The organism is Arthrobacter sp. NPDC057013 (assembly GCF_042674585.1).
Taxonomy (GTDB): domain Bacteria; phylum Actinomycetota; class Actinomycetes; order Actinomycetales; family Micrococcaceae; genus Arthrobacter.
In genome coordinates this window covers 17,892-35,797 of the sequence record NZ_JBHUSE010000013.1, presented here as the reverse complement: position 1 = coordinate 35,797, position 17,906 = coordinate 17,892, and the positions used below count along the sequence as shown (strand labels likewise).

19 protein-coding genes are annotated in these 17,906 nt (G+C 64.2%); 14 read left to right on the top strand and 5 right to left on the bottom strand.

What is annotated here, in order from left to right; translation table 11 throughout:
* Window positions 1-219 precede the first annotated feature (219 nt).
* Complete coding sequence (locus ACFTSA_RS16210; RefSeq protein ID WP_377952573.1) at window positions 220-495, top strand: helix-turn-helix domain-containing protein; 276 nt, start codon at window positions 220-222, stop codon at window positions 493-495.
* Window positions 492-1,346, top strand: coding sequence for an IS3 family transposase (locus tag ACFTSA_RS16205; protein ID WP_377952572.1), 855 nt, complete (start codon window positions 492-494; stop codon window positions 1,344-1,346). The genes ACFTSA_RS16210 and ACFTSA_RS16205 overlap by 4 nt, the downstream gene beginning before the upstream one ends.
* Window positions 1,347-1,425: 79 nt before the next feature.
* On the opposite strand, the gene ACFTSA_RS16200 is transcribed toward ACFTSA_RS16205, so the two are convergent.
* From ACFTSA_RS16200 to ACFTSA_RS16180, 5 genes are all read right to left on the bottom strand, one after another.
* Window positions 1,426-2,676 carry an NAD(P)/FAD-dependent oxidoreductase gene (locus tag ACFTSA_RS16200; protein WP_377952571.1) on the bottom strand — a complete coding sequence of 417 codons (1,251 nt, stop codon included), beginning with the start codon at window positions 2,674-2,676 and terminating at the stop codon, window positions 1,426-1,428.
* 263 nt (window positions 2,677-2,939) lie between these two features.
* A complete protein-coding gene (locus ACFTSA_RS16195) occupies window positions 2,940-3,656 on the bottom strand; it encodes a FadR/GntR family transcriptional regulator (RefSeq protein ID WP_377952570.1) in 717 nt (238 codons plus the stop codon).
* A gap of 122 nt (window positions 3,657-3,778) precedes the next feature.
* On the bottom strand, window positions 3,779-4,303 hold the full coding sequence (locus tag ACFTSA_RS16190; RefSeq protein ID WP_377952569.1) for an isochorismatase family protein: 525 nt from the start codon (window positions 4,301-4,303) through the stop codon (window positions 3,779-3,781).
* Between the two features lie 37 nt (window positions 4,304-4,340).
* On the bottom strand, window positions 4,341-5,270 hold the full coding sequence (locus tag ACFTSA_RS16185) for a polysaccharide deacetylase family protein (protein ID WP_377952567.1): 930 nt from the start codon (window positions 5,268-5,270) through the stop codon (window positions 4,341-4,343).
* Between the two features lie 597 nt (window positions 5,271-5,867).
* Entirely contained in the window at window positions 5,868-6,557 is a 690-nt protein-coding gene (locus ACFTSA_RS16180; RefSeq protein ID WP_377952565.1) for a GntR family transcriptional regulator, read from the bottom strand.
* A gap of 126 nt (window positions 6,558-6,683) precedes the next feature.
* On the opposite strand from ACFTSA_RS16180, the gene ACFTSA_RS16175 reads away from it, so the two are divergent.
* The 12 genes from ACFTSA_RS16175 to ACFTSA_RS16120 all read left to right on the top strand — a co-directional run bounded on the left by ACFTSA_RS16175 (window position 6,684) and on the right by ACFTSA_RS16120 (window position 17,880).
* Window positions 6,684-7,094: a PaaI family thioesterase gene (locus ACFTSA_RS16175; RefSeq protein WP_377952564.1), complete on the top strand. Its 411-nt coding sequence runs from the start codon at window positions 6,684-6,686 to the stop codon at window positions 7,092-7,094.
* A 161-nt stretch (window positions 7,095-7,255) separates the two neighbouring features.
* The gene (locus tag ACFTSA_RS16170) at window positions 7,256-7,984 is read left to right on the top strand and encodes an ABC transporter permease (RefSeq protein ID WP_377952562.1); all 729 of its coding nucleotides are present in this window, start codon (window positions 7,256-7,258) and stop codon (window positions 7,982-7,984) included.
* Entirely contained in the window at window positions 7,981-8,760 is a 780-nt protein-coding gene (locus tag ACFTSA_RS16165; RefSeq protein WP_377952561.1) for an ABC transporter permease, read from the top strand. The genes ACFTSA_RS16170 and ACFTSA_RS16165 overlap by 4 nt, the downstream gene beginning before the upstream one ends.
* Window positions 8,757-9,563 (top strand): ABC transporter ATP-binding protein, encoded by an 807-nt coding sequence (locus tag ACFTSA_RS16160; protein WP_377952560.1) that lies wholly within the window; start codon window positions 8,757-8,759, stop codon window positions 9,561-9,563. The genes ACFTSA_RS16165 and ACFTSA_RS16160 overlap by 4 nt, the downstream gene beginning before the upstream one ends.
* Window positions 9,564-9,610: 47 nt before the next feature.
* On the top strand, window positions 9,611-10,591 hold the full coding sequence (locus ACFTSA_RS16155; protein ID WP_377952559.1) for an ABC transporter substrate-binding protein: 981 nt from the start codon (window positions 9,611-9,613) through the stop codon (window positions 10,589-10,591).
* 42 nt (window positions 10,592-10,633) lie between these two features.
* On the top strand, window positions 10,634-11,506 hold the full coding sequence (locus tag ACFTSA_RS16150; protein ID WP_377952558.1) for an FAD binding domain-containing protein: 873 nt from the start codon (window positions 10,634-10,636) through the stop codon (window positions 11,504-11,506).
* Window positions 11,503-13,836 (top strand): xanthine dehydrogenase family protein molybdopterin-binding subunit, encoded by a 2,334-nt coding sequence (locus ACFTSA_RS16145; protein WP_377952556.1) that lies wholly within the window; start codon window positions 11,503-11,505, stop codon window positions 13,834-13,836. Before ACFTSA_RS16150 ends, ACFTSA_RS16145 begins: the two co-directional genes overlap by 4 nt.
* On the top strand, window positions 13,833-14,342 hold the full coding sequence (locus ACFTSA_RS16140; protein ID WP_377952554.1) for a (2Fe-2S)-binding protein: 510 nt from the start codon (window positions 13,833-13,835) through the stop codon (window positions 14,340-14,342). Before ACFTSA_RS16145 ends, ACFTSA_RS16140 begins: the two co-directional genes overlap by 4 nt.
* Window positions 14,343-14,360: 18 nt before the next feature.
* Complete coding sequence (locus ACFTSA_RS16135; RefSeq protein ID WP_377952552.1) at window positions 14,361-15,299, top strand: polysaccharide deacetylase family protein; 939 nt, start codon at window positions 14,361-14,363, stop codon at window positions 15,297-15,299.
* Window positions 15,296-16,243: a hypothetical protein gene (locus tag ACFTSA_RS16130; RefSeq protein WP_377952551.1), complete on the top strand. Its 948-nt coding sequence runs from the start codon at window positions 15,296-15,298 to the stop codon at window positions 16,241-16,243. Before ACFTSA_RS16135 ends, ACFTSA_RS16130 begins: the two co-directional genes overlap by 4 nt.
* On the top strand, window positions 16,240-17,235 hold the full coding sequence (locus tag ACFTSA_RS16125; protein ID WP_377952549.1) for an asparaginase: 996 nt from the start codon (window positions 16,240-16,242) through the stop codon (window positions 17,233-17,235). The genes ACFTSA_RS16130 and ACFTSA_RS16125 overlap by 4 nt, the downstream gene beginning before the upstream one ends.
* A gap of 51 nt (window positions 17,236-17,286) precedes the next feature.
* Complete coding sequence (locus tag ACFTSA_RS16120) at window positions 17,287-17,880, top strand: SRPBCC family protein (RefSeq protein ID WP_377952548.1); 594 nt, start codon at window positions 17,287-17,289, stop codon at window positions 17,878-17,880.
* Window positions 17,881-17,906: the final 26 nt, after the last annotated feature.

Below are 17,906 nucleotides of genomic sequence, written 5' to 3'. Positions count from 1 at the left end.
GTAGTTTTTTGCGTGTAGATAGTTCGTTGTCCGAGGCTCAGCGTGAGGCGGCTGTAGCGTGGTTTGAGAAAGGTCTTGCAGATAAGGCGACAGCTAATCTGTTAGGCGTGTCTATTTGGCCGGTCAAGAGGCTGTATCGGCGGTGGAGGATTCATGGTCGAGGAGCGCTGGTGACCAAGCCGAAGAAACAGTCGTATTCTTTCGAGTTTCAAGCTCGCTTTGGTCGAACGGTTCCTCGCTGGCGAAACTGGCCCTGATCTGGCAGCAGAGGCTGGTCTGTCCTCTCCTGTCCTACTGAGAACGTGGGTGCGCGCGTATCGTCTTGAGGGCCCGGACTCGTTACGACCGAAGCCTAGAGGCCGACCTCGGAAGCCCGACGCCCCGCCGGTTGAACCATCCGAACTGGAGCGGCTACGCCATGAGAACGAGCGCCTGCGGGCAGAAGTGGCCTACTTGGGAAAATTGCGGGCCTTGAGGGCTCAAGAACAACGGTGAAGGTCCAGGCCCTCACCGCCCTCAAGGCTGACTTCCCGCTTCCTGTTCTGCTGCAGGTATCGGGTCTTGCCCGATCGACATTCTTCTATCACCAGTCACGACTCCAGGCTCCAGACCCTCTGGAGGCTCTCAAGGCCGCAGTCAGGGAGATCTTCACGATGAACCACGGCCGGTACGGGCACCGACGCGTCCACACGGAACTGCTCAAGCAGGGCTGGAAGCTCGCGAAAAAGACCGTGCTGAAGCTTATGCGCACACTCGGGCTGGCCTGCAGGGTCCGGCGGAGGAAGCGCTACAACTCCTATCAAGGCGAGCACGGCACCGTCGCGCCGAACCTGCTGAAGCGGGAGTTCAACGCCACCGCTCCGAATCAGAAGTGGGTCACGGACGTGACCGAATTCAATGTCGGCGACCGGAAGCTCTACTTCTCACCGGTCATGGACCTTTTTGACCGGCAGATCATCGCCCATTCGATCAGCCCGTCCCCGAACCTTGCGCTCACCAACGATTCACTCAAGCAAGCCCTCGCCTGCCTGGAACCTGGTCAACATCCGGTCGTGCACTCAGACCAGGGCTTCCAGTATCGCCACGCCTCATGGAGAGCGCTCCTCAAGGAAGCCGGCGCAGTCCAATCGATGTCCCGCAAGGCAAACTGCTACGACAATGCCGTCATGGAAAACTTCTTCGGCCACCTCAAGGAAGAGATGTTCCACCGCGTTCGGTTCATCAGCACCGACGCTCTCACCACGCACCTGCACGAGTACATCCGCTGGTACAACAACGACCGGATCTCGACAAAGCTCGAGGGCCTGAGCCCGGTGCAATACCGAGCCCAGGCCCTCGCGGCTTAGGATCTTATTTGGCCAGTCCAACTATCCGGGACCACTTCAGGTGGGGGGCGCTTTTGCTTGCCCTGCTGGTTGGCTTGGCTCAGACCGTGACGGCGGCCGCGAGGTCCTTGAGCGGCACATTGGTGTCCCCGGCCAGTTCAGCCGGGATGCTGCCGCCGGTTCCCAGGAGCTTGCGAACTGCCATGTAGTCACGGGGCGCATTGATCGCATCGATCGCGATCAGCCGACCGCCGGCGTAGTAGAGGACGGAGAACTGTTCCTCATCCGGTTCGCCACGGACCACCACTTCGTCGTAGCCGTTGGAGAGGCCGGCAATCTGCAGCTTCAGGTCCGCCTGGTCCGACCAGAACCACGGCACAGCCGCAGGTCCCTGCGGGCGCCCCATGAGCGTCGCCGCGGCGATTTGTGCCTGGGCTATGGCGTTCTGGACCGACTCGATGCGGTAGCGGCCCTCACCGGTGAGGGGATGCGGGAGCGTGGTGCAGTCACCGGCGGCCACGATGTTGGGGTTGCTGGTGCGGGCCAGTGCGTCCACGACGATTCCACGATCGATTTCAAGGCCGAGACTTGCGGCCAGGTCGGTATTTGCCACGAGCCCAACGCCCACCAGTACGACGTCGGCGGGCAGCACCGTGCCGTCGCCCAGGCGGACTCCGGTTACGCTGTTCTGTTCGTTCCCCTCGATGGCTTCGATCCCGGTGGACAGGAGCACCTTGGTGCCACGCCGACGGTGCGCTGCCAGGTAGAAGGCCGAGACTTCCGGGGCTACCGCACGGCCCAAAAGCCGGTCGGCGACGTCGACGACAGTCACGTCCTTGCCTGCCGCCGTCGCGGCCGCAGCCGCTTCCAAGCCGATGAATCCGCCGCCGATGACGACGACGACGGACGCGGCCTCCAGTCGCAGCCGCAGATCGTCTGCGTGGGCGATGTCGCGAAGTACGCACACGCCGTCGAGCTCTGCGCCCGTGATGTGGAGCCGGCGCGGCGAGCCGCCCACGGCGAGGGCGAGCCGGCGGAAGGGGATCTTCTCGCCGGTGCCGGTCACGGCTACGCCGCTGCCCGAGGAGGGGCCGTCAAGTTCGATGGCCTGGATGTGGGTGGACAGGCGGAGCTCAATGCCCTTCTCCGCATACCAATCAGGGGATCGGAAGCTGAGGGACTCGGCCGTGGCCTTGCCGGCCAAGTAGGCCTTGGACAATGGCGGGCGCTGGTAGGGGGCAACGTCCTCGTTGCCGACCAGGATGATGGGATCGGCATCGCCGAATTCGCGCAACGACGATGCAATCTGCAGGCCGGCTTGGCTGGCGCCGACTATAAGGGTTCCGGTCATGTGATCCTCCATTGGTTAGACCATTATACCGTACCGCGGACACGGCGAATTGGCGAGGGCTGGAGGCGGGATTTAACGGAAAATTTTCTGCGGGGAACGCAGCCGGATCTGCAGCCCAGCCGGAATCGAGGCGCGAAGGAGAGCCCTGTCCGACTCAAGCGCTGTCAGCTCAAGCGCTGTCAGGTAGCGGTGGGGTGGCGCCCCGCAATGCGGGCATGGCAACGAGCCGGCTTTATGGCCGGCCCGGAGCCCTATGGGCCTGCTTAGGAGCTGGGAAGAACGCGGGCGGCAGTCCGCTTGAGGTGCTCAGTCATCAGCCTGACTGCCGCGTCGACGTCGCGGGCCTGAATGGCCTCGGCGAGCTTGCGGTGCTCTGCCACGCCTTGTTCACCCATGGGTGCGGCAGTGTGCGACTCTTCCAGGGACATCCGCATGGGGCCGTTGAAGCTTTGCATCATCATCTCAATGGCCGGGTTGTGCGTGCATTGGGCAATGCGCGTGTGGAAGGCGGCAGAAAGTTCAATGTTGTACTGGCCGGCCTTCACGGCTTCCTCAGACTCCCCGACCATGGCGAAGAGGGCAGCGATGTCTTCCTCCGTTGCCCTTTCGACCGCCAAGGGAAGGGTGCCGAGCTCGACGATGAACCGGGCTTCGGTCACGTCGTGCGCCGTGACCGGCGCGAGCGAGATGAGGTCCGCCAGGCCCACGCCGAGCCGCTCGGCCGAAGGACTTGTCAGGAAGGCGCCGCCATGGGAGCCGACCCTGATGGTCAGCAGCCCTGTGGTCTCAAGAACCCGCAAGGCCTCACGGACTGTCACGCGGCTGACGTTGAACCTCTGGCAGAGTTCGCGTTCGCTGGGCAGGCGATCGCCCGGCTGCAACTTGCCCGCGCGGATGAGCATCTTGACTTGGTCCACGATGACCTGCGATGCCCGGTCAACATTGACAGGGACGAACAAATCCTCGGTACTGGTAGCCATTTGTCCCCCTGTCGACCGTCAGTCAGACGGTTCGCCGAGTGCGATAGAAAGTAAGCCGGCCCTTCCGTCCATGCGCGGTAAGACAGCAGACAAATCATACCGCAATGGCCTAATGGATGGACTCATGCAGGGACAGCGTATGCATCCATGATCTCCTTGGCGGTCGCGACGTGCCCATACTTGGCATTCATCTCAAAGAGACTGACGTCATGGCTCAGCTTCGCCCGGTCAAAGACCCCCTCTTCCGCGACCACGACGGGCCAGCCGTGCGAGTGCCCGTCCACCACGGAGGCACGGACACAACCGGAAGTAGTGCAGCCGGTGACGATCAGGCTGTCCACCCCTTCCTTCACGAGCAGCGCGGCCAGCGGGGTGCCAAAGAAGGCACTGGCGCGCGACTTGGCGATGACCGCATCGCCGGCCAGGGGCGCAATCTCGTCAGGGATCTCCGCAATTTCCGACCGGCCGGCCTCCCGCTCGTCAACGGAGCGCGTCAGCGCGCCGCCCAGGATCCCCGAGTCCCCCACCGTGTAGATAACCGGAAAGTCCCGCTCGCGGGCCCACTCAAGCAGGTCCTTGATGTGCGCCAGGGCGGACCAGCCTGCCGGCCCGCAGCTCAGCGGACGGTCTGCAATCGACTCCTCCAAGGACAGCCCACGCTCCCCAAGGAACGCAGTAACCGCGTCAATGATCAGGAGTGCAGGCCGCCGGCCCGGAACAACGGGGCGTTCCGCCGTGGCACCGAATGCTTTGTAGGCTTCGCCGGACATAACATTTCGCCAAGATTCCATTTTCTTTCCTAACGCTTGTAATCGATTTGGTGCGCACGGTCGCCAAGCACGGGTACGGGGCCGGGTAGCTCAGTTGGTAGTGGCGTGCGATTTCGTCACTCGTAGTCAGCCAGACATCCGGCTGGCTGGCAATGAAACCCAGGATCAAATCCAGGTACTTTGTCCTGTGCGGCTGGCCGCTAATAAACGCATGCAAGGGCAGCGCCATGACCCGGCCGGTATTAGCCGAGTCCTTACTCAGTTGCTCATACTGGTCAATCGCCATTCGCGAAAACTCGCCCGCACTGACCGCGCCGCCCAACATCCTGATGTCATTGACCTCGAAAGAGTAGGGAATACTCATCATTCCCGGAACATTGAGGTGGAAGGGCTGATCATCGCCAGACCAGTCCAATAGGTAGTCCACACCGAGTTCCCTCAGGAGCCGAGGAGTTTCCGGTGTTTCACTCCCGTTGGGTCCGAGCCAGCCCTTGGGTCGCGAGCCTGTATGCAGGGCGATTGTGTCGATGACGTCCTTGAGGTACTCCCGTTCCTCGTCGGGCGACATCCCCACCTGGAGTATCGAATTGCTGCGGCCATGGGCGAGCCATGCCCAGCCACGTTCTTTGCCCGCCTTAATAACCTGGGGATAGCGACTGCAGACGTCCGAGTTCAGCAGGACGCTGGCACGGATTCCGTGGCAATCAAGCGACTCTATAATTCGCCATATTCCAACCCTCAAACCGTAGTCACGCCACCCGTGGTTGAGCGGATCGAGCGGCAGATCAGCGGATCCGGACGAAATTAATACCGAGCACTTTCCCAATTGGAAATGCAGGTACATGAAATAGCATGCGCTTTCCCTTTGGACAACTCAAGGGGAACCGATCGACGATGGGACTGTAGTCAAGAGTTCTATCTCGATGATTATCACCTTGAATTCCCCGACGTGGCCGGAGGGGCCGTCGGCGCGGTTTCAGACATGACGAGGATGTCAAAAAGCTTCTTACAGGGGGTTCGGACATAGCCGGTGCGGCTTACGCATGTCACATATTGCACTGCAATGAGATCAATCATACCATCTTTTGGTTAGACCTTTGCGATTCAAGAGGTCAGTCAAGCCACTGTCGGTCGCCGCGAAAGAAGCCCAATGAAAACGACAACCAAGTCCATCACCCTTGTGGCGGACCGCGGACATGAGCCGCATGGTCTGTCATGAAAGCCCGAAGGCAGGTACTGGGCCTAGGTCCAACCCCTAAACGGCGGCCCTGGTTGGCGGCGAGGATCAGCCCGGGCAAGGGACCCGCTTCTCCCACTAAGCCTCCAGCCCTTCATACCTGCCCGGGATTCAGGGCGCCACACTGTCGCCGGGGAGTACGCTCTCACAAACATGCACCTTCGTTTTAGCTTGCTTCAGCTTCCCTCCCGGAGCACTCGGGCCCTATTCCGGCGCCCCACTGGTCCAGAGCTTGAGACGAATGTTGCGCGACTCAGTGAAGTGCTCGGCAGCGCGCTCAGCGGCCACATCGCCCTCGCGTGCCTCGATGGCGTCAAGAAGGGCACTGTGCTGATCGTTCGCCCGTTCCCAACGACCCGGATATGACAGCGTCGTCGCTGGATACCGGCCCAGATGAAGGCTCAACCGGTCCAGCAAATCCATGAGCGAGCGGTTATGGCTTGCTCGCCAAACGGAACGGTGGAAACGGTCGTTCGCCTCTACCATGGCCTGCGGATCGCTGTTGTCCATCGCCTTCATGTGCTCCGCCAGCTCGCGCATCTGAAGCAGGTCATGGAAGGTGCGCCGTTCGGCTGCCACCCTCGCGACCGTCGCCTCCAGCGCAATGCGAGTCTCGTACAGATCGAGCACGTCCTCGGGGCTGTCGTCCCGCACCATAAGACCCCGATCGGTCCGTACCACAATTCCATCTTGTTCCAAGCGCGTGAGGGCCTCCCGGATTGGGGTGCGGCTAACCTCACACCATTCGGCAAGCGCCGTCTCGATCATCAGTTCGCCGGGCTTGAAATCCCCGGAGACGATTGCCTGCTTGATTCGCTCGTAGGCACTGCGGCGACGGTCCAAGATGGGCTTTTGGCCCTGGCCTGAAGCGGCTGCCCGTGGTCTGGCTGCCATTAGGATCTCCCCGTTGGGTTGTCTATTAACGATGGAAAGCCATGCCCAAGGCATGACCAGACACACGCCTGTGCCTCCTGTGTACAGTAGTATCCATTTTCACCCAACACAAGGAGGAGTGTGTTCATGGAACGTGTCACCCCGGACAGCGGCGCCCTCGCCGTCCTCGGCATCAAGCTCACCGACTGGGGCCCGGCCTTCGCGGACGCGGAGATGCTGGTCGGCGCCGAGAACCTCAACCAGCAAGGAAGCGTCCAGGGCGGGGTTTACGCCGTGTTCGCCGACGCGGCCGCCGGCTGGGCGACGGAAGCGGCACTCGGTTCGCCCCGCTACGTGACCATGGACTATTCGTGCAATCTCCTGGGCGCCGCGGGCGAAGGTGACCTGCTCCGCGCACGCGCCTCGCTGGTGCACCATGGCCGGCGCACGGTGGTCGTGAACGTCGAAGTGGACAGGCTCCGGGACTCCGCCGAACCGCGCCGGGTGGCGTGGTTTACCTGCACGCAACTGGTGCTGGAAGGTCCCCCGACGCAGTAGGCCCGCCCCGCAAGGGGGCCTGCATTCACATAGAAAATTTTTCGAGAATCCCCTGCATTTTTCGGAATCCATGTGTATACAGTTTCCGCATGAGAACTTCGGAAAGCATGTTGGGCCGGTTAAAAACAGCCGCCCGTACAGCCAGTTGGCCGGGTATCGTCATGGCGTTGGCAATCTGGGAAATAGCCCCCCGCCTTGAGCTGGTGCCCTCCAACTTCGTGCCGCCGGCGTCCCACGTCCTGGCAGAGTTCGTCGCGATGCTCGTTACGGCACCGTTCTGGGCAGACGTCCAATCAACAATGCTCGCCTGGGGCGTCGGCCTGGCAATCGCCATGGTTGCCGCCGTCGCCGCAGGCATCCTGATCGGCAGTAACGTCTACGCCTACCGCGCCACCCGATTCCTGATCGAGTTCCTGCGCCCCATACCCGCCGTCGCATTGATCCCCCTGGCCGTTCTGATCTTCGGCATCACCACCGATATGAAGGTCTTCCTTGTGGTCTTTGCGACGTTCTGGCCCATCCTGTTCCAAGCCGTCTACGGCGTGAGGGAAACGGATTCGGTGGCCCGTGACACCGCCCGCTCCTTTGGTTTCACCCGCGCCGAGGTCTTCTGGCATGTCACCCTGCCCAGCGCCGCACCGTCCATAGCGACGGGCATCCGGCTCGCTTCGGCCCTGGCGATCGTGATCGCCGTGACGGCCGAACTCATCGCCGGCGGACCCGGCCTGGGCACGGCGATCCTGTCAGCCCAGAGTGCGGGATCGAACGTGCGCATGTATGCGCTGATCTTCGCTGCCGGCCTACTGAGCTACATCACGGGATTCCTGATCGTCGCACTTGAACGCCGGCTACTGCGCTGGCACCCGAGCCACCGGGAGGCAGTTGTATGAAAACGCGCAAGCCGGGCCTGCTCGGCCTCGAAATACTCACCACGGTGGCGGTGCTTGGAGCGTGGTACGTCCTGTCCGCCGGGTCCAAGTCCCTGTACTTCCCGCCCCTGTCCGCCATTTTGGACAGCTTCCGTGCGGTGTGGGTGGGCCAGGGCTTCTTTGAACACGTGGTTCCCAGCCTGAGCCGGATGTTGGCGGGCTACCTCCTGGCAGCCGTGGCCGGCATCGCCGTCGGCCTCGCAATCGGCATGTCCTCCTGGGCCCGCCGGTTGCTGGCTCCCGGTATTGATTTCCTGCGCGCCCTGCCCGCCGTCGTGCTGGTGCCGTTCGGACTCATTGCCTTCGGCGTAGGCGCTCCGATGCAGATCTTCGTCATTGCGCTCGGATGCTCCTTCCCCATCATCCTCAACACCGCAGCGGGCGCAGCCTCCGTGGAACCGATCCTGCACGACGTTTCCCGCAGCTTCCAGTTCTCCCGGGCAGAACGGCTCTTCCGGGTAGTCCTGCCCGCTGCTGCGCCGAGCATCTTCGCCGGACTCCGGGCCAGCCTCGCCCTTGCGCTCATCCTCATGGTGGTCGCGGAGATGGTGGGCAGCACCAACGGGATCGGCTACTCGATCCTGCAGTCGCAGCGGATGTTCGTCATCACCGACATGTGGGCCGGACTGCTCATGCTGGGCATCGTCGGCTACGTCGTCAACCTAATTTTCCTCGGTGTCGAGCACTTCGCCCTGCAATGGCACCACGGCCTGAAAGCGAGCACACGAGACGCATGACAGCTATTCACGAAACCACCACCGGGCAGGAACAAACCACCATGCTCATCAACGTCAAGAACCTGCAAAAGACCTACGGCTCCGGAAGTACCGCGCATGTGGCGGTGCGGGACGTAAGCTTCGAGGCCGCCGTCGGCGAATTCGTTTGCATCGTCGGCCCCTCGGGCTGCGGCAAGACCACCTTGCTGCGGTGCCTGTCGGGACTCATGCCGCCCACGGGCGGAGCGGTAAACCTGCACGGCAAGCCCATCAGCGGACCGCCTCGGGAGATGGGCCTGGTGTTCCAGGAATACAACCGTTCGCTGTTCCCGTGGATGTCCGTACGCCGCAACGTCGAACTGCCGCTGCGCAAGCTCTTCCGCGGAGCCGAGCGTGCCGCGGCCGTTCAGGAAGCCCTGACCGCCGTCGGCTTGCAAGGCCACGAGGACAAGTACCCCTGGCAGCTTTCCGGTGGCATGCAGCAGCGTGTGGCGATCGCACGCGCGATCGCTTACCGGCCCGAGATCCTCCTCATGGACGAGCCGTTCGCCTCCGTCGATGCGCAGACCCGCATCGAACTTGAGGACCTGCTGCTCGACCTGAAGGCCAAGTACGGGATCACCATCGTCTTCGTCACGCATGACATCGACGAAGCGGTTTACCTCGCGGACCGCATCGTGGTCCTGAGCGAACCGCCGTGCGTAGTCCGGGAATACCTGAATGTCCCCTTGCCCCGGCCCCGCAGCCAGACCGAAACCAAAGCGTTGCCCGAATACAGCCGGCTGCGCAACCACGTCTACAACCAAATCGTCGCGGAACACTAGCGCCGGCGTCCCGGCATCCACCCAACACCGTTAGAGAGGCTACACAGATGAAAAAACGACTTGCGCTCACGGCCGCGCTGGGGGCGGCCTCCCTGTTCCTCGCCGGTTGCGGCGGCCCGGCTGCCTCCGACGGCGGAAGCAAAGGGAGCGGTGCCCTCGCCGACATTACTGTGGGAACGCTGCCGATCGTTACGAACACGGTCCTCGCCTTGGGCGTCGAAAAGGGCTTCTTCAAGGAAGAAGGGCTCAACGTCAAGCTCGCCAGCGCCCAAGGCGGCGCCGCACTCGTGCCTGCAGTAGTCAGCGGCCAGTACGACTTCGCCTTTTCGAACAACGTGTCCCTGCTGACGGCGCGCGCCCGTGGCTTGCCCATCAAGATCGTGGCCGCGGCCAGCAGTGCCGGGACCAACCCCACGCCGCCGGATGAAGCCATCGTTGCCGGACCGAAAAGCACCGCCAAATCCCTCGCCGAGCTGAACGGCAGCACAGTCGCCGTCAACGGCCTGAAGAACATGGTGGAAGTCGCCGACCGGGTCGCACTCGAGAAAGCGGGCGTCGACGTCGGAAGCGTCAAATTCGTCGAAGTCGGCTTCCCGGACATGCCTGCGGCGCTCGCCAGCGGACGAATCGACTTCGCCCATGTCGCCGAGCCCTTCCTGAGCCAGGCCGTCAAAGGCGGGGCGCGCATCCTCTCGGCGCCCTACCGCGAGGTCCTGCCCGACGTCTTCATGTCTTCATGGTTCACGAGCGAGAAGGTGATCGCCGAGAAGCCCGACAGGGTGGCCGCATTCCAGCGCGCGCTGGAAAAGTCCCGGGCCTACGCCGTCCAGCACACTGACGAGGTCCGTGCCTATATGCCCACGTTCCTCAAGATGGACGCCACGGTGGCCAAGGAAATCGCCATGGGCAACTGGCCCGCAGGGATGCCGAGCAACGCTTCGCTGCAGGCCTGGTACGACGCCTGCGTCAAGTACGGCATCTTCGCCAAGGACGCCCTCAAGAACCCCACCGACATCCTGGCGCGCTGACCAAATGGCGAAACACCCAAACTCAGACGAAAGGGAACCGGCATGCAGGTCCTGAGACCGACGAGCGTCACCGAGGCGTTGGCACTGCTTGACGCCTCGGACGAAGACGCGAAAATCATCTCCGGCGGCACGGCCCTCATGCTCATGCTCCGCAACGGCTTGGTGTTCCCCAGCGGGCTCATCGCACTCGATCGCATCGAGGGCCTGGACTACATCAAGGCCGACGAAGCCGAGATCCGCATCGGCGCGCTCACGACCCTCAGGACGATGGAGCGCTCGGCCGAGTTGCAGGCGCTGCTGCCGACCCTCACCCAGGCGCTGGGCATGGTGGCCAACCATCGTGTACGCAACCGGGCGACGATCGCCGGCAATGTTTGCGAGGCGGACTACGCATCCGACCCACCCTCCATCCTGACAACCCTCGGCTGCCAGGTGCGCGTCGAGGGCCCGGAGGGTGAACGGCTGATCGCCTTGCCCGAGCTGCTGGTGGACTACTACGAGACAAGCCTCGAGCACAACGAACTTGCAGTGGAGGTCATCATCCCCACGCCGGTGGCCGGCACCCGGACCAACTACCTCAAGTACGTCAGCCGTTCCTCCGAGGACCGGCCGTGCGTCGGCGTCGCCGCCTCGCTGTCGACCGACGATGCAGGCCGGTGCCGCCGCGTCAACGTCCAGATCGCCGGTGCCACGGCAACGCCCTTCAGCATCCAGGCCGTCCTCAAGGAGTGCGAAGGAGCTGAACCCGGCAAGGAGCTGTGGGAGTTCATTGCGCGCTCCTATGCGGAAGGCATCGATCCGATCGACGACGTGCGGGGCTCGGCGGCCTACCGCAGGCGCGTCACCCGAGTCCTGGTCGAGCGGGCGCTGCGCGAGATGAACGACAACTATGTGAACGGAGCGACGAAGCTGTGACCAATCACGCTGCGATCAATGAAGCGGGGGCTGTCCGGGTTGCGCCTGGTTCCAGTATCGGTACCCCGATCAACATGTATGAAGCCCGTGACCGCGTGGACGGAAGCATCAACTTCGCCCTCAACGCCGAAGTACCCGGAATGGTCCACGCGGCCATCCTGCGGAGCACGGTGCCGCACGCCGAAATCCTCTCCATCGACGTTTCGGCCGCGGAGGCACTGGACGGGGTCGTTGCCGTGCTCACGGCGGCAGACTTCGACGCACCCGGAGCCCCCCTCCGCCATTTCGGGCCGGTCATCAACGATCAACCCGTTGTCTGCGGCCGCAAAGTCCGCTTTGTCGGGGACCCGGTTGCCGCCGTCGTCGCCGAGACCGCGGAGCTCGCACAGGCAGCCATTGCACTCATTGATGTGGAATACGACGAGCTCCCCGTCGTGGCCTCAATAGACGACGCACTCGCCGCCGACGCAGTGCTCGTGCACGACACTCCCCCGCGTCCGAATGAACGCAGCTATTCGGACATCAAACTCCTGGGGCGCGGTGGAAACGTCTGCACGAAGTTCCAAGTGCGTCGCGGAGATGTGGGCAAGGCCTTCGCCGAAGCGGACGTGATCGTCGAGGACGTCTACTACAGCCCCGCCGTCGACCACGTCACGATGGAGCCGCACGTGGTGTTGGCGACGTTCGCCCACGGGAAGCTGGACGTCCTCACCAGCAGCCAGGCGCCCTTCGCCGTCCGCGACACGCTCTGCGAGATGTTCCGGCTTCCGAGCTCCAAGGTCCGGGTGACCGTACCGCCCATCGGAGGCGGGTACGGAGGCAAGACCTACGCGAAGGTGGAGCCGATCACCGCCGCCCTGGCCTGGAAATGCCGCCGGCCGGTGAAGCTCGTCCTCTCCCGGGAGGAGGAGTTCTCCGCCACCACCACCAAGCACGCAGCACAGATCCACATGCGCTCGGCCGTGATGAACGACGGAAGCATCATCGGCCGCGACGTCGTTGTCTACTTCAACGGCGGAGCCTATGCCGACATCAGCCCCCGGCTCATCAAGAACGGCGGCTACAGCACCGTGGGCCCCTACCGCATCCCCAACGTGCGTATCGACTCATACGCGCTGTACACGAACCAGGTGCCGGCAGGTGCCTACCGCGGCTACGGCGTCTCCCAGGCCGCGTGGGGATACGAAAGCCAGATGGACCAGATCGCCGCGGCCCTGGGCATGGATCCGGTTGAGTTGCGGCACAGGAACCTGCTCCGTCCCGGCGACGAATTCGCCACGGGTGAGGTCATGACCGAGGCAAGCTACGCTGAACTCCTCGACATGGCGGCGGAAGCCATTTCCTGGAAAGAGGGCGTTCGCGAGGTCGTTTCTCCCGACCGGGTCCGTGCCAAGGGCATCGCGGTCATCCTGAAGTCGACCATCACGCCTTCCACAACCCATGCCTCGGTTCGGCTCGACGCCGATGGATCCGTCCAGGTGCTCACCTCCGCCATCGAAATGGGCCAAGGAGCCCACACGGTGCTGGCCCAGTTCGCCGCCCAGGCGCTGGAAGTGGACGTCAACCGCGTCAACGTGGCCACCCCGGACACCGCATACACCCCGTACGACCAGACCACCAGTTCCAGCCGCACTACCCGGGCGATGGGCGGGGCCGTGACGAAGGCCGCCCACGAGGTCCGCGACAAGCTCATTGCACGCGCCGCCCCGATTCTTGGCTTCACCGGGGACAAGCTGCGGCTTCGCAATGGACGCGTCGAAGTGATCGACGTGCCGGAAACCAGCCTGAGCATCCAAGAGGTCTTCCACGAGACCCGGACCGGCAGCATCCAGGGCGAGGGTGAGGTGCTCACCTCCGGCGGTCTTGACCCCGAGACGGGTCAGGGCCTGGCCAGCGACCACTGGCACCAGGGAAGCGCCGCCGTCGAGCTGGAGGTGGATCTTGGCACCGGAAAGATCTACCTTGAGCACATCTACGCCGCCGCGCATGCCGGCAGGGTGATCAACCCGAAGCTCGCGAGGCTGCAGATGCACGGCAGCATCGTCTTCGGCATCGGCCACGCCCTGTACGAGGAGCTGATTTTCGAGGACGGCTTCGTGACCAACCCGAACCTCTCCGATTACGCGATTACGACCATGGGCGACATGCCGCGCAAGCTGGAGATCGCACTGTTGGAGGACGACGGCGAGGCCACCGTGCATGGTCTCGGCGAGACCGTGCTTCCGCCGGTCATCGCGGCAATCGGCAACGCCGTCGCGAACGCAACCGGTCACCGCGTGCGCCGGCTCCCCATCACACCGGAACGAGTGATCGACGCCATGGAGGCATGATGAATGAAATGAACGACGAAATCACGGTCACGTGCCGGATCAATGGCGGAGAGGCCACGCTGCAAGGCGACCCAGCCGGGTCTACCGTCTCGGCCCTGCGCGCCCGCGGCCTATACGGAGTGCGGGAAACCTGCGGCCTCGGGGTCTGCGGCACCTGCACGGTACTGCTTGACGGCGAGCCTGTGAGCAGCTGCATCCTGCCGCTCTATGCCTTGGACGGACGAAACGTCCAGACAGTGGAAGGCGCGGCCAACGGGGAAGAACTCAGTGACCTGCAAAAGCAGTTCATCGAGTCCCAGGCCTTCCAGTGTTCCTTCTGCACACCGGGATTCCTCGCCAGCGCCCAAGCACTGCTTGACCAGACGGAGGGCGAGCTCAGCTGGCAGGAAGTCGAGGAGGGGCTGCAGGGACACCTGTGCCGCTGCGGTTCCTACGAGGCGATCAATGAGGCCGTCCGCACGTGCAGCCGCAACCGAAACTGCACCGCCGGCTGTGCCGCGTCCTGAACAGAAGGAGGATCAGCCTTGACCTGGGACCATGAGCGGCCGTTCGCTCCGATCCACGACCGCTTGCCTTACGACGCGATAGTCGACCGCCCGGCTCCACTGTGGCCGGGCGGTGCTCGGCTCGCTGTATGGGTTGTGCCCAACATCGAGCATTACGAGTACCTTCCGCCGGACCAGGCCGTGGACCCCTATCCGCGCACGCCCCACCCGGACGTGCGGAAGTACAGCTACCACGATTACGGCAACCGGGTGGGCTTTTGGCGGATGCTGGAAGTCCTGGACCACCACGGGATCCCGTGCACCACGTCCCTCAACGTGGCAGTGCTTGACCACTATCCGGAGATCGGCCAAGCCATGGCCGAACGCGGTTGGGACCACATGAGCCACGGGCTCTACAACACCCGGTACCTGACCGGCCTGGACGAACCTGCAGAAAGGGCCTTCCTGGAGGAGTGCAACTCGGTGCTGCGAAGGCACACGAGCCGCAATTTCTCCGGGATGCTCGGGCCGAACATCACCGGCAATGCGTGGACGCCGGACCTGATGGCCGAACTTGGCATGACGTTCCACGCGGACTGGGTGCACGACGAACGCCCCGCCCCGCTCATCACGCGTTCCGGCCAGCCGCTGGTGGCCCTGCCGTACACGTATGCCTTGAACGACGCACCCCTGCTCATGCGCTCGTGCGTGGAAGGTCCTGGGTACGCGGAGTACCTCATTGCCCAATTCGACGAGCTCTACGACCACCAGGAAAACACCGGACGCATGATGTGCCTCTCGCTCCACCCCTTTACCATCGGGCAGCCGCACCGGGCCCGCCACCTGGACCGGGTCTTTGCCCACATGCGCGCCCGCGACGACGTCTGGTTCGCCACCGGCTCGGAGATCGCCGAGCATTACTACCGGACGGCCTACCAGCAGGACCTGAAGCGGGCGACGCAGGCGGTGTGCGCATGAGCGGCTCCGAAATGAACGTCGTGCGCCGGTCCTCGCCTGCTGCAGCGGGATACGACCATCATTGGTTCCCCTACACACCGCTCCCCCAGCGGCCCGTGAAGCCCTTCGGCCAGGCCGGCCTCGCCCTCTCCGTCATCATTGACGTCCGGGCGGCCGAATGGGAAGACGCGCTGCCCGCCGTCGAGGTACCCGGGGGCCGGGGCCAAGCACCCTACCCCGACTACCCGCGCATGTCCCACCGCGAATTCGGACACAGGGCCGGACTGTTCCGCCTCGCGGGGATCCTGCGGAAAGCCGGCGTACCGTGGGCCGCGGCGGTGGATGTCCTCACTGCGGAGCACTACCCCCGGGTCTTGTCCCTGCTGCAGGAGGAGGCTTCCGAAATCCTTGCCGGTGGCCTGAGTGGCAGCCGTGCCATCACCAGCCGGATGTCCGAACCGGAGGAGGAGCACTACATCGCACAGACCTTGGAGCGGTTGGAATGCGCCTTGGGCACCCGCCCCCAGGGGTGGATGAGCCCACAAGGGTCCCAGTCCTTCCGGACTCCCGCCATCCTGGCCAGGCACGGCGTCGGTTACATGGCCGATTGGGCCAACGACGAACAGCCCTATGCGGTGACGGGCGCGGACGGACAGGCGACGGGCGCGGGCGGACTGTGGAGCCTTCCGGTGTCCTGGGAGCTCAGCGACGCGGCGTCGATGTTCGTGCGGGGCGTCGGCCCTGCCGCCTACGTGCGCGCGGTGCTCGACGCCGTCGATGTCCTGGCCGAGGACAGTAACCGCTCCCCCCGCACGCTGTGCCTGCACTTGCACCCTTGGATCAGCGGGGAGCCCTTCAGGGCGCGTGCCATCCGGGAACTCGTGGCGCAGTTGGCCTCGCACCCGGGGGTGTGGTGGGCCCCGCCCGGGGTGATTGTGGAGCGCGGCCGGAGCGCACAGCGATGAGCGGCCTTCCGCGCGTCGCCCTTATTTCCACGGGCGGCACGATCGACGCCGTCGGCGCTTCCCGGCTGGATCTGGCGTGGTACACCGAAACGAAAAACCGGCTTCCCGACGGCGAACTGCTTGCGGCCCTGCCCGAGCTCGGTACCGTCGCCGACGTCGTGCAGGTGCCTTTTGCACGCTATCCCAGCTACGCGCTGTCCCTTGATGACTGGTCGCTGCTCGCGAGCACCGTCCAGGAGCTTGCCACGGGCGGCAGCTATGACGGGATCGTCATCACGCACGGGACGAACACCCTCGAGGAGACGGCCTTCCTCTTGAGCCTGACCGTCAGCACGCCGATCCCGGTGGTGTTCGTGGGGGCGATGCGGCCGGCCAACGGGCTGGGCAGCGACGGTGCCATCAACCTTTTCCAAGCGGTGCGCCTTGCCGCCTCGCCGAACGCCCGCGGCCACGGAGTCCTGGTGATGCTCAACGACACCGTCTTCGCGGCACGCGATGCGACCAAGACGGCCACCTTCCGGGTTAACGCGTTCGCGGCCCCGGGCCTTGGGCCGCTTGGCCACGTCGACGCCGACGGGGAGGTCCGGCTTAGCCACATCCACAGCACCAACGGCGTCCCGGCCTTCGATGTGGGGGACATAGCCGGCATGCCGCGGGTTGACGTTGTGCTCTCGTATGTTGGCGCCGACGGTGCCTTGATCAAGGCCGCGGTGGCCGCGGGAGCCCAGGGCATCGTCAGTGCCGGCACTGGCGCCGGCCGCCCGACTCCGGCGGAGAGCGACGCCTTGGATGCGGCGGCGGCCGAGGGCGTGGTGGTGTGCCAAAGCACGCGCGTCCCGTCCGGGCGGGTGTCCTTGTCCCCTGCCATGAAGGCAGCGCGCCGGGTGACCACTCCCGGAATGCCCCCTTGGCAAGCGCGGATTGCGCTGGCTTTGGCACTGCAGCGCTCACGCGACGCTGATGAGATCCAGATCACTCTGGACAGCCTGTAATACCAAAAGTATGCTCATGTATGCAGCTGTATACGACCATCTAGGAGCGTTATGCAAATCGACACAGAGTTCACCGTGGCCGCCCCTCAGGGGAAGGTGTGGAACTACCTACAGCGCACCGAGGAAGTCGTGGAATGCATTCCGGGTGCCGAGATCGACGAAAAGATCTCAGACGACGAGTACAAGGGCCACGTCACCGTCAAGGTAGGCCCCCTCTCCCTGACCCTCGAGGGCCTGGCCGAGATCACGGAACGCAACCATGACCAGATGATCCTGGCCATCACCGGGAAGGCCAAGGACAAGCGGGGACGCGGGGCCACTGACGCCACCGTGACAGCCCAGGTGCACCCGGCGCCGGACAACTCCACCCGCGTGGCGATCGTTTCGGACCTGCGGGTGAGCGGCAAGATCGCACAGTTCGGCCGCGGCGTCATGAAGGACGTGGCCCAGCGCATCGCGGAGGAATTCGCCCGCAACCTCGAGGCCCGCATCGCCGCGGACTCGGATCCGTCACTTGCGACGGCGGCAGCCGGGTCCGGCGCGAAGCCCGCCGAGGCGATCGGCGGCATCGGGCTCGTGGTCGGTGCGCTGACGCGCTCGGTGGGACGCGGCGTCCCGGGCCTGTTCGGCCGCGACAAGAGCTGACGCCGCCACAGCGCCCTCGGAGGAGA

Coding starts and splice junctions, on each gene's coding strand:
- ACFTSA_RS16195 (WP_377952570.1), bottom strand. CDS start 3,656: ATGGCTACCAGTACCGAGGATTTGTTCGTCCCTGTCAATGTTGACCGG.
- ACFTSA_RS16150 (WP_377952558.1), top strand. CDS start 10,634: ATGCAGGTCCTGAGACCGACGAGCGTCACCGAGGCGTTGGCACTGCTT.
- ACFTSA_RS16120 (WP_377952548.1), top strand. CDS start 17,287: ATGCAAATCGACACAGAGTTCACCGTGGCCGCCCCTCAGGGGAAGGTG.
- ACFTSA_RS16165 (WP_377952561.1), top strand. CDS start 7,981: ATGAAAACGCGCAAGCCGGGCCTGCTCGGCCTCGAAATACTCACCACG.
- ACFTSA_RS16180 (WP_377952565.1), bottom strand. CDS start 6,557: ATGGCAGCCAGACCACGGGCAGCCGCTTCAGGCCAGGGCCAAAAGCCC.
- ACFTSA_RS16175 (WP_377952564.1), top strand. CDS start 6,684: ATGGAACGTGTCACCCCGGACAGCGGCGCCCTCGCCGTCCTCGGCATC.
- ACFTSA_RS16155 (WP_377952559.1), top strand. CDS start 9,611: ATGAAAAAACGACTTGCGCTCACGGCCGCGCTGGGGGCGGCCTCCCTG.
- ACFTSA_RS16125 (WP_377952549.1), top strand. CDS start 16,240: ATGAGCGGCCTTCCGCGCGTCGCCCTTATTTCCACGGGCGGCACGATC.
- ACFTSA_RS16200 (WP_377952571.1), bottom strand. CDS start 2,676: ATGACCGGAACCCTTATAGTCGGCGCCAGCCAAGCCGGCCTGCAGATT.
- ACFTSA_RS16185 (WP_377952567.1), bottom strand. CDS start 5,270: ATGTACCTGCATTTCCAATTGGGAAAGTGCTCGGTATTAATTTCGTCC.
- ACFTSA_RS16140 (WP_377952554.1), top strand. CDS start 13,833: ATGATGAATGAAATGAACGACGAAATCACGGTCACGTGCCGGATCAAT.
- ACFTSA_RS16170 (WP_377952562.1), top strand. CDS start 7,256: ATGGCGTTGGCAATCTGGGAAATAGCCCCCCGCCTTGAGCTGGTGCCC.
- ACFTSA_RS16160 (WP_377952560.1), top strand. CDS start 8,757: ATGACAGCTATTCACGAAACCACCACCGGGCAGGAACAAACCACCATG.
- ACFTSA_RS16130 (WP_377952551.1), top strand. CDS start 15,296: ATGAGCGGCTCCGAAATGAACGTCGTGCGCCGGTCCTCGCCTGCTGCA.